This window comes from Propionivibrio sp., assembly GCF_016790145.1.
In the GTDB taxonomy this organism is placed as follows: domain Bacteria; phylum Pseudomonadota; class Gammaproteobacteria; order Burkholderiales; family Rhodocyclaceae; genus Propionivibrio.
In genome coordinates this window covers 1-9,838 of the sequence record NZ_JAEUOI010000206.1, presented here as the reverse complement: position 1 = coordinate 9,838, position 9,838 = coordinate 1, and the positions used below count along the sequence as shown (strand labels likewise).

The 9,838-nt window shown below is 59.3% G+C and carries 11 protein-coding genes, 1 pseudogene and 1 riboswitch; of the genes and pseudogenes, 3 read left to right on the top strand and 9 right to left on the bottom strand.

Annotated elements, in window-relative coordinates; all coding sequences use genetic code 11:
- Positions 1-71: 71 nt before the first annotated feature.
- Genes JNM42_RS16940 through thiC form a run of 3 tightly spaced genes read right to left on the bottom strand, consistent with a single transcriptional unit; the run spans position 72 to position 2,700 of the window.
- The gene (locus tag JNM42_RS16940; protein ID WP_294272945.1) at positions 72-452 is read right to left on the bottom strand and encodes a HEPN domain-containing protein; all 381 of its coding nucleotides are present in this window, start codon (positions 450-452) and stop codon (positions 72-74) included.
- Positions 445-756, bottom strand: a complete 312-nt coding sequence (locus tag JNM42_RS16935; RefSeq protein ID WP_294272942.1) for a nucleotidyltransferase domain-containing protein — start codon at positions 754-756, stop codon at positions 445-447. The genes JNM42_RS16940 and JNM42_RS16935 overlap by 8 nt, the downstream gene beginning before the upstream one ends.
- Before the next feature lie 27 nt (positions 757-783).
- The gene (gene thiC, locus JNM42_RS16930) at positions 784-2,700 is read right to left on the bottom strand and encodes a phosphomethylpyrimidine synthase ThiC (RefSeq protein WP_294272939.1); all 1,917 of its coding nucleotides are present in this window, start codon (positions 2,698-2,700) and stop codon (positions 784-786) included.
- Positions 2,701-2,788: 88 nt separating this feature from the next.
- Positions 2,789-2,888: riboswitch (TPP riboswitch) on the bottom strand.
- A 160-nt stretch (positions 2,889-3,048) separates the two neighbouring features.
- Between thiC and JNM42_RS16925 the strand changes: the two genes are divergently transcribed.
- Positions 3,049-4,311 carry a carbonic anhydrase family protein gene (locus JNM42_RS16925; protein WP_294272936.1) on the top strand — a complete coding sequence of 421 codons (1,263 nt, stop codon included), beginning with the start codon at positions 3,049-3,051 and terminating at the stop codon, positions 4,309-4,311.
- A gap of 44 nt (positions 4,312-4,355) precedes the next feature.
- On the opposite strand, the gene JNM42_RS16920 is transcribed toward JNM42_RS16925, so the two are convergent.
- Positions 4,356-5,486 carry an ankyrin repeat domain-containing protein gene (locus JNM42_RS16920; RefSeq protein ID WP_294272934.1) on the bottom strand — a complete coding sequence of 377 codons (1,131 nt, stop codon included), beginning with the start codon at positions 5,484-5,486 and terminating at the stop codon, positions 4,356-4,358.
- A 79-nt stretch (positions 5,487-5,565) separates the two neighbouring features.
- Between JNM42_RS16920 and JNM42_RS16915 the strand changes: the two genes are divergently transcribed.
- Positions 5,566-6,096, top strand: coding sequence for an energy transducer TonB (locus tag JNM42_RS16915; RefSeq protein WP_294272931.1), 531 nt, complete (start codon positions 5,566-5,568; stop codon positions 6,094-6,096).
- Here JNM42_RS16915 and trmB read toward each other — a convergent pair.
- From trmB to JNM42_RS16890, 5 genes are all read right to left on the bottom strand, one after another.
- Positions 6,088-6,822, bottom strand: coding sequence for a tRNA (guanosine(46)-N7)-methyltransferase TrmB (gene trmB / locus JNM42_RS16910; protein WP_294272948.1), 735 nt, complete (start codon positions 6,820-6,822; stop codon positions 6,088-6,090). The genes JNM42_RS16915 and trmB overlap by 9 nt on opposite strands.
- Before the next feature lie 14 nt (positions 6,823-6,836).
- Positions 6,837-7,631 carry a thiazole synthase gene (locus tag JNM42_RS16905; RefSeq protein WP_294272928.1) on the bottom strand — a complete coding sequence of 265 codons (795 nt, stop codon included), beginning with the start codon at positions 7,629-7,631 and terminating at the stop codon, positions 6,837-6,839.
- Between the two features lie 47 nt (positions 7,632-7,678).
- On the bottom strand, positions 7,679-7,879 hold the full coding sequence (gene thiS / locus JNM42_RS16900) for a sulfur carrier protein ThiS (protein ID WP_294272925.1): 201 nt from the start codon (positions 7,877-7,879) through the stop codon (positions 7,679-7,681).
- Positions 7,880-7,950: 71 nt separating this feature from the next.
- Positions 7,951-8,247, bottom strand: coding sequence for a CcdB family protein (locus tag JNM42_RS16895; RefSeq protein ID WP_294272922.1), 297 nt, complete (start codon positions 8,245-8,247; stop codon positions 7,951-7,953).
- Positions 8,247-8,498, bottom strand: a complete 252-nt coding sequence (locus JNM42_RS16890) for a type II toxin-antitoxin system CcdA family antitoxin (RefSeq protein WP_294272921.1) — start codon at positions 8,496-8,498, stop codon at positions 8,247-8,249. Before JNM42_RS16890 ends, JNM42_RS16895 begins: the two co-directional genes overlap by 1 nt.
- Before the next feature lie 406 nt (positions 8,499-8,904).
- Between JNM42_RS16890 and JNM42_RS16885 the strand changes: the two are divergent.
- Positions 8,905-9,838 (top strand): annotated as a pseudogene (locus JNM42_RS16885) (hypothetical protein); the annotation flags it as partial.

Here is a 9,838-nt window from a genome sequence, read left to right as displayed (position 1 = left end):
CCCCTGACCAGGGTTTTGCCTAAAGCGGAATTCCTCTACCTGGTTTCTCGAATCTCGTGGCGCGTTGATTTCTACCCGATACGCTCGTTGGCCCAAGCCAATACCAGCTTGACTGTCATACGAATTTTCTGGCGATCAAGTCCGGACAAATTTACCAGTCCGTAGCGTGCTTCTACGGCGTAGGGGTTGAATTCGTCGAGCGTTTCCGCTTCCGGCGGTGGCGGCAAGCCTGAATCGGCAAGGAGATCGAGTAGTTCGGCAATGTCGTGCGTACGGCGAAAAACGATTGCGTTCGATGACAGAACCGCCTTGAGTGCTTTTTCAACGTCTTGCTGCACGTGGAAACCCACGATGGCGTCGCCAATATCGGAAGCGCTACACAAAGCCGCGACTGCATTTTCGTCCTGTCGCGCTGATTCGAGTAGAAGTCGTGCGACCGAACTCTCAACCATGAACGACCTTGCCTTCGCGCAGTGCCCAATAAAGTGCCGAGCCGGGCTGATTGCCCCATTGCGCGACCTCATTTTCGGAGTAAACGAGAATGTCGGCGGGTACCCGCAATGGACGCAGCAGACGGCGCAGACGAACCATTTCCCGGGCGCGATCCGGTACCTCGTCCTCGATGACCAGTAGATCGATATCCGAATGCTCGCTTGCGTCGCCACGCGCGTACGAGCCGAAGAGCACGATACGGTTTGCCTTGCCATCGGCAGCAACGGCGCCAATGGCTGCTTGCAGGGTTTCGGGCGAGATCATTCTTGCAGTCCGGTCACCAGGAGTGCATTAGATTCTACGATAGACCTCGGCCCCCGACTTCACAAACTCGACAGCCTTAACTTCCATTCCCTTAACCAGAGCTGCCGCTTCATCGATGCCCTGCGCTGCGGCGAATTCGCGTACCTCCTGGGTGATCTTCATCGAGCAGAAGTGCGGGCCGCACATCGAGCAGAAGTGGGCAACCTTGGCCGATTCCTTGGGCAGCGTTTCGTCGTGGAATTCCTTGGCCTTGTCGGGGTCCAGGCCGAGGTTGAACTGGTCTTCCCAGCGGAACTCGAAACGCGCCTTGGACAGCGCGTTGTCGCGGATCTGCGCACCGGGGTGGCCCTTGGCCAGGTCGGCTGCATGCGCAGCGAGCTTGTAGGTGATGATCCCTTCCTTGACATCGTCCTTGTCGGGCAGACCGAGGTGTTCCTTGGGCGTCACGTAGCAGAGCATGGCGGTGCCGAACCAGCCGATCATCGCGGCGCCGATGCCGCTGGTGATGTGGTCGTAGCCGGGGGCGATGTCGGTGGTCAGCGGCCCGAGCGTGTAGAACGGCGCTTCGCTGCACTGTTCGAGCTGCAGGTCCATGTTCTCCTTGATCATGTGCATCGGCACATGGCCGGGGCCTTCGATCATCACCTGCACGTCATGTTTCCAGGCGATCTGCGTGAGTTCGCCGAGCGTTTTCAGTTCGCCGAGCTGGGCTTCGTCGTTGGCGTCGTAGATCGAGCCGGGGCGCAGGCCGTCGCCAAGACTGAAGGCGACGTCGTAGGCCTTCATGATTTCACAGATGTCCTCGAAGTGCGTGTAGAGGAAGCTTTCCCGGTGATGCGCCAGGCACCACTTGGCCATGATCGAGCCGCCGCGCGAAACGATGCCGGTCAGGCGACTGGCGGTCAGCGGCACGTAGCGCAGCAGAACACCGGCATGGATGGTGAAGTAGTCGACACCCTGCTCGGCCTGTTCGATCAGCGTGTCGCGGAAGATTTCCCAGGTCAGTTCTTCGGCCTTGCCGTCGACTTTCTCCAGCGCCTGATAGATCGGCACCGTACCGATCGGTACCGGGCTGTTGCGGATGATCCACTCGCGTGTCTCGTGGATATTCTTGCCGGTCGACAGATCCATCACCGTGTCGCCGCCCCAGCGGATCGACCAAGTCATCTTCTCGACTTCTTCCTGAATGCTTGAACCAAGCGCCGAGTTGCCGATGTTGGCGTTGATCTTGGTCAGGAAGTTGCGGCCGATGATCATCGGTTCGGATTCGGGATGGTTGATGTTGTTCGGGATGATGGCGCGGCCACGGGCGATTTCGGAACGCACGAACTCGGGGGTGATTTCGTTGGGGATGGCGGCACCGAAACTCTGACCGGGATGCTGGCGGCAGAGCAGGTCGGCCAGCTTTTGCCCCTGCGGGCCGGAGGTCTTCAGTTGTTCGACGTAGGCACGGCGGTTGTTGTTTTCGCGGATGGCGATGTACTCCATCTCAGGGGTGATCAGGCCGCGCCGGGCGTAGTGCATGTGACTGACATTCATCCCCGGTTTGGCGCGCAGCGGCTTCCTGTGCAGGCCGGGGAAGCGCAGCTCGTCGAGCGCCTTGTCGCTGGCGCGCAGGCGACCGAAATCGGAGCTCAGGCCGGCCAGTGGGGCGCAGTCGTCGCGTTCGGCAATCCATTGCGCGCGCAGGGCGGGCAGGCCGTTGCGGATGTCGATTGCGGCCTGTGGGTCGGAATAGGGGCCGGAGCAGTCATAAACGTAGATCGGCGGATTCTTCTCACCGCCGAAAGCGGTGTCGGTGTCGGACTGCGAAATTTCACGCATCGGTACCTGGATGTCCGAGCGGCTGCCGGCAACGTAGATCTTGCGCGAATTCGGCAGGGGCTTGATGGCTGCGGCGTCCACATGGGCGTCGGCGGCAAGAAATTTTTCGTTGGCGTTCATGGTATTTCCTTGCAAAGGGGCGTGACAACTACACGGCGAAAAACGCGAAAAGCAGGCAAGGAATGTCGGGGTGGGGCGAAGGAATGAATACTACGGCCTTCCGCTTCCCTACGACGGCATTACCCGCACAGGTTCAAAGGGACTATCTCAGCTACACCGACATCGGCGCGGCACCCCTAACGTGAATCTGCAAGTTACTGGAATTGCTGACTATAAGCAAGACTAGTCATGTCTGATCTCTTCGTGTCGAAGTTTGTTCCTGGTGTTTTGGGAAATTCGACTAAAGTATTCCTCATGTTTTCCGTGAATTGGATGATGAGTACAAAATCAAACAAGGTGAGTCCGGTCATGCGGCTCAAGTTACTCGCAGCATTGTTTGCCACTGCGGTTCCGGCGATAGCCTCGGCGACCTGGCAGATGGTGGCCAGCGAACCTGGCAAACGCGTTGAAATCGACCGGGCCAGCATCGTCGCCGAAGCGGGCGGGATGACAACGGTGAAGGGACGCATTGTGCTCGACAAGCCGATTGTCGACCCGAAAACGTCCTTCTCATACCGTATTATCGAAGTGTTGAATCGATACAATTGCACTGAACGTACACAGGCCACGCTGAAGCGCAGTTACTTCAAGGATGAGGGCGAGTTGCTGCGTCAGGAAGAAGTGAAAACCTCTTTCGCCATGCCGGTGCGCTCGGGTACGCCCGATGACAAACTTTTGCGCGAAGTCTGCCGACCGAAGCCCGGTAGCGCTTCAGCAGCAGCGGCGATCAATACGGCGGACAAGGTTGGCGAAGTCGCCGGTGAGTTGCGCAAGGCGAACGATGCACTCATTGAAAAAGAGGTCAAAAAGGATTTGCGCCGTTTGACCTCGCCTGCTGGTTCCTCGCATTCGAATAAAGGCGGCAACGTATCAAAACCCGCCTCAACCATGCCCTCAAGCATCGCCTGGTCGTACGAGGGTAGAGGTGGAGCGGAACACTGGGGGCGCCTGAAGCCCGAGTTCGCAATATGTGCTACAGGCCAACGCCAGTCGCCGATCGACTTGCGCGACGGCATTGCGGTTGATCTTGAGCCGATTCAGTTTGCCTATAGTCCCGCATCGTTCCGGGTGGTTGACAGCGGCCGCAACCTGCAGGTGGCCATTTATGGCGGGGGATTCAATTTACTGGGCAAGAATTTTGATTTGATCAGGATTCACTTCCATCGCCCGGCTGAGGTCACCCTGGACGGCAAGACCTTCGACATGGACGCACAACTGGTGCACAAGTCTGAAGACGGCAAACTGGCCATTGTGACCGTGCTGCTTGAACAGGGGACCGAAAATCCTCTGGTGCAAATGGTGTTGAACAACTTGCCGCTCGAGAAGGGAGGCGAAGTGGCACCGCCGACGCAGAGCCTTGACGCAAGCCGCTTGCTGCCGGTCAATCGGCGCTACTTCACTTTCATGGGTTCGCTGACAACACCGCCGTGCACCGAAGATGTTCTCTGGCTGGTACTCAGGCAACCGCAGCAGATCTCGCCCGAGCAACTGATGATTTTTCAGCGCCTCTACACGCCCAATGCGAGGCCGGTACAACCGGGTTTCGGGCGCATCATCAAGGAATCGCGATAACCAATCGGGGCTCCCGAGTAACTGGTTTATCCCTTCAAAAACGACTATTTCAGCGAGTCAACAGCCTCGTTGAGCTGTTGCCGCAAGTCATTTGCCGGCTGCCCATCAGCCTCGGTCAGGCGAATCCGGCGCATCAGCTCGGCGATCTGGGCTTGCGTGGCGCGCTGGTCAGCCGGCGTGATGATGAGCGAAGCGGTTTTGCCAGCCGGTTTGGCGGCATCCGGGGGGCTGACGGACTTGCCATCAACCATCACCTGCGCACGCTCGGCACCCGGATGACCGCGCTTGGCCGTGATCACGATGGACCTCAGTTGCGATGGCTGCGGCATCGTACGGCGGGCGTTCCTTTGCTTTACGGCATTGCGCCTGAACTCGTTGACGGCGTCCAGGAGTTGCTTGTGCAGGTCCTCGCTTGGCAGTCCTTCGGCTTCGGCTTCGCGGATTTTTTTTAGCAGTTCCTCGATATTGCTGGGTGCCGATGCCGAGCGGCTGGGCTCACCGAAACTCTCCTTCGGCGCCTTGACGGCAATCTCGAATTCCTCGGGTGAGGCAATCATTTTGCCGATTCGGTAGTGGTCATAGCGCATGGCCATGGTCAGCGCGTTATCACCCCAATCGTTCTTCGGTCGCACATCGGCGCCCGACTCGAGCAACACCTTGATCAGATCCTCGCGGCCTTCGCGCGCGGCCATCATGAGCGGGGTCGAGCCGTTGGGCGAACGCGCATTGACTTCGGCGCCGCGTCCGATCAGGAAATTGACAAGTTCCTGGTGTCCGTTGAACACGGCGTAGTGCAGCGCTCCCCAGTAGTTTCCTTCGCGGTTGAGTGCGGCGCCATGATCCAGCAGCCATTTGACTGCCTCCAAGTGGCCGTTCCAGGCTGCCAGTTGCAAGGGCTGTTCGCCATTGCGGTTGGCCCGCCGCGGGTTGACGCCGCGCTCGACGAAAAGCTGCATCATCTCGATGTTGCCGTACCAGGCGGCAATCATCAGCCCGGAGCCCAGTTGATTGGTCTGAAACTCGGGATCCAGCCCCTCATCGAGCCAGCCCTTGACCTTCTTGATATCGCCGCGCTCGATCGCCCAACTGAAGGCGATCGGATCGGGCAGTGCGGCCCATGCCGTTGTAGCAAACAGACATAGGGAAAAAATCAAGGCCCGAGTGCTTCTGCTCATCACCTGCATCGATAACATCCTCCACCGTCGTTACACCCACCGGATGTTACGCCGAGTTTTGTTGCACAATACCGTGTTAATGCCGCTCCGTCTGATTCTCGCACTTGCGCTTTCGCTCGCTTTGCACAGCGTGCTGTTCCTTCCGGACATCCTGAAGCGCTTTTCTGTTGCCCCGCCCCGTCCGGCGCTGCAGGCTACACTGCGCCTGCCGCCCCTACCGGAAGTACCGACTGCCGACCCCTTGCTCAAGAATACCATCGACCCTGAAGACGCGCCGCAAGTCGAAACGCCACCGCCTCCGGTCACTCCAGACAAACCGCCCGTTTCGCAAACAAAATCCGTAGCCAAACGCGAAGTTCAGGTTGCGCAGAGAAAACTCTCGGAGCACCTGTTTTATCCTCCCGAGGCCGTCGCTCGTGGCCTCGAAGGCGAAGTGCGACTGATCGTCAAACTGAACGCCGATGGCGGCGTTGACGATGTCAGCATCGCCGCCAGCAGCGGCCACCCCATCCTCGACAACGCCGCCGTCAAAGCCGCTTACGCCATGGGCAGGCTAACCGGTGCCAGCTCGCGCGAACTGATCCTGCCGGTCATCTTCCGTTTACAGTAGATCCGGCCGGCGCCGGAAGATCACGTCCCAGACACCGTGACCGAGCCGCAAACCGCGCTGCTCGAACCGGGTCAGCGGGCGATAGTCGGGGCGCGGCGCATAATCGGCAGCGGTATTTTCCAGCAAGGGTTCGGCGGACAGCACCACCAGCATCTGCTGCGCATACTCTTCCCAGTCGGTGGCGCAATGAATATAGCCGCCGGGCCGCAGCCGGCTGGCGAGCAACGCAACCAACGGCGGCTGGATCAGGCGCCGCTTGTGGTGGCGAAGCTTCGGCCACGGATCGGGAAAGAAAATATGCGCGCCGGACAGGGTGCCGGGCCGGATCATGTCGCGCAGAACCTCAACTGCGTCATGCTGAACAATGCGCAGGTTGCTCAGCCCGCCTTCAGCGACCCGCTTGCACAGGCTACCAACCCCCGGCGTATGCACTTCAATGCCGAGATAGTCATTTTGCGGATTGGCCGCAGCGATCAGCGCCGAGGTCTCACCCATGCCGAAGCCGATTTCGAGAATCTTCGGTGCCGCGTCGGCACTGCGGCCAAACAGCGACTCCAGATTGAGCGGTGCCGCCACATAGGGCACGCCGATTTCGGCCATCATCGCTTCGTAGTAGCGCAACTGCGCGTTCGAGACACGGCCCTGGCGCAGCACGAAGCTGCGGATGTGTCGGCGAGTATTGGTAAGCTCGTTGCTAACCTCGCCTGCCGGGTCGATGTTCTCCAGCCGCTCGCTCACGCTCAGGAACCGATCAGCCCGCTCGTCGGAGAAGAGGGGTCGGCCGAGTAGTACTTGCGCGCCATGCGCCCGGCCAGGAAGGCTTCGCGCCCGGCTTCAACCGCTTTCTTCATCGCGCTACCCATCAGCACCGGGTCCCTGGCGTGCGCGATGGCGGTATTCATCAGCACGCCGTCGCAACCGAGTTCCATGGCAATCGCCGCATCCGATGCCGTTCCGACGCCTGCATCGACAAGCACCGGCACCCTGGCGTTGTCGATGATCAGACGCAGGTTCCACGGGTTGACGATGCCCATCCCGGAACCGATCAGCGAGGCCAGCGGCATCACGGCAACGCAGCCGATCTCTTCCAGCATTTTGGCCTGAATCGGGTCGTCGGCGCAGTACACCATCACGTCGAAACCGTCCTTGACCAGCGTTGCCGCCGCCTTCAGAGTTTCCGGCATGTTCGGAAAGAGGTTGGTCGGATCGCCGAGCACTTCGAGCTTGCACAGCGCATGGCCGTCGAGCAGTTCACGCCCGAGGCGCAGTGTGCGCACCGCATCGTCCGCCGTGTAGCAGCCTGCGGTATTGGGCAGGATGGTGAATTCGGAGGTCGGCAGCGCATCGAGCAGATTGGCTTCGCCGGGGTTCTGGCCGATGTTCACACGGCGGATGGCCACGGTAATGATCTCGGCCCCCGAGGCATCGATGGCCGCGCGCGTTTCGGCGAAATCCTTGTATTTGCCGGTGCCGACCAGAAGGCGCGAGCGGTAGGTCTTGCCGGCAATCGTCAGGCAATGTGCGGGTGTGTTCATGGGGCTGTCCTGATGGGGTTTTGCATTGGCTTGCGCGATGGGCTGGATCAGCCGCCGCCAACGGCGACGACGATTTCGATTCGATCACCTGCGGCCAGTTCGACTTCGGCGTGCCGACCGCGCGGCACGATTTCGCCGTTGCGCTCGACGGCGATCCGCTTGCCGGTAAAGCCGAGCACCTCAACCAGTGCGGCCACGCTCAGTGGCGCGGAGAATTGGCGGGATTCGCCGTTGATTGTGAGTTCCATGGGGTATGGATTTTAGCATGCCACACGATCTGCTTCCGGCAGCATGAACTGCGTGGGGGCTGGCTGCGTATTTAGAACCCCTGAAACAAAAGGTCCAGCGCAGCGACGATTTCCGTTCGTTGGTGCTCAAGCGTTGCTACGGCATGCTTCAGGATGAGCGAAGGGACTGAGGCCATGCCTTGCGTTGCCATGACCACCCGAGTGTCTTCTATCTCGAATACCGGATTGAGAGAACTCGCGTAGTGCGGAACATCCTCAATCGGAAGCAGTGGCGCAACGACACGAGTTGTAAAATGACTATTGACGTTTGCCTGCAAATCCAGAAGGTAACCGTTGCCACCGGGGTTTTTGTAAACTGTAAACTGCATCAAAAACTCCTGTATTTTTCAAGCGGCAAACCGTTCTTCTCGACATAGGCATTCCAGCATTCGAAGGCCTTCTTGTTTTCCCTCAGCCAGATTTCCGCACGTTTTTCTGCAACAGCCCTGGCAACACCAGACTCTGCTGCCTGCGAAACGTTGATGCGCAACGCCTTGGCCTCTGCCAGAAGATTTTCCGCCAGAGAGACATTCGTAGCTTTTTTTGCGACGTGCGCGTAGTTGCTTGTTGCGTTTCCCATAACGAGGTCTCCTCATCAAATCGTGCCTGAATATTGCCTTAAATGCACATAATTGACAATATTATTACCACAAATTTCATGTATATCTACTTGTCAAGAAAGAGCGCAGAGCCATAGGGGGGTGAGATTTACGCCCTCAAGCAGTGCGGCAAATGGGTTTCCGTTTGCGTTCTGGAGTAATCAGCTATCGGGGAATAGTAAAGCTGATTTCTTGTCTTCTTCGTGAAATAATCCTGCGGTAGTGTTGTTAGCTGGCAAACGTTCAGGTGCGACTGGCGGTCAAGGCTCGGCTTCCTGGTTTCGACACATGCAAGCCGAACAAGGTCGGCAAATCGCGACCTGATGACAGAAACAAGGCTGTCCGTTTTCGAGTCCAAAAGCCTGGTTTATTCACGAGGAGACTGTTTTGATTGGACGACTACCCTTTCGCCGCAAGGTACTTGCGGCGCTCATTGTTACGCTGTGGGTACCCGGCGCGTCGATGGCGCAGACGGTCTGGAACGGGAGTGGCAGCGACAGCAATTGGAGCACCGGGGCGAACTGGGTCGGCGGCGCTCCGCCACCGTCCGCGAACACATCCTTCGTGCAGTTCGGCTTGCCCAGCGGCAATTTCACGCCGAATGCAGACTCGCCATGGACACTCAACCGGCTCGACATAACGGGCGCCACGGCCTACACACTGACCGGATCGACGCTCACCTTCAATGGCGCGTCGCCGCAGATCAATACCGGCGGCGCGGCGCACAGCATCGCCAACGACCTCATTCTAGCCGCTACCGTTTCCCTGGCCAACGCAACCGAACTGAACCTCACCGGCTCGGTCACCGGCGCAGGGTCGGTTACGAAGTCCGGCGCGGGTACGCTGGCGATGCCGGGCGCTCCGCTCAATGGCGGTGGCGTCGCGATCAACACTGGCACCTTGCAGATCGGCACCGGTGCGCCGCTGGTGGTCTCCGGCAATTTCGGTGGTGACGTGGTCAACAACGGCACGCTGGTGGTCAACAATGACGCGGGTGGCTTTTTCGTCGTGCTGAAGGGCTTGTCCGGCATCGGCAACCTGGTCAAGAACGGCACCGGCACGCTGAACTCGATCGGGCCCATCTGGACCCACAGCGGCAACACGACGCTCAATGCCGGCACCATCGCCGCGTCGATCAACAGTACCGGCCAGCTCACGGTCAACGGCGGCAACATCGAAACCGGCGGCAGCAGCTACGGATCGCTGGCCGGCAGCGGCGGCACCATCAACATCAACAGTGGCACCTTCACCGTCGGCGGCGACAACACCAGCACTACCTGGTCAGGCACCTTCGGCGCCGTCGCCGGCGACCTGGTCAAGA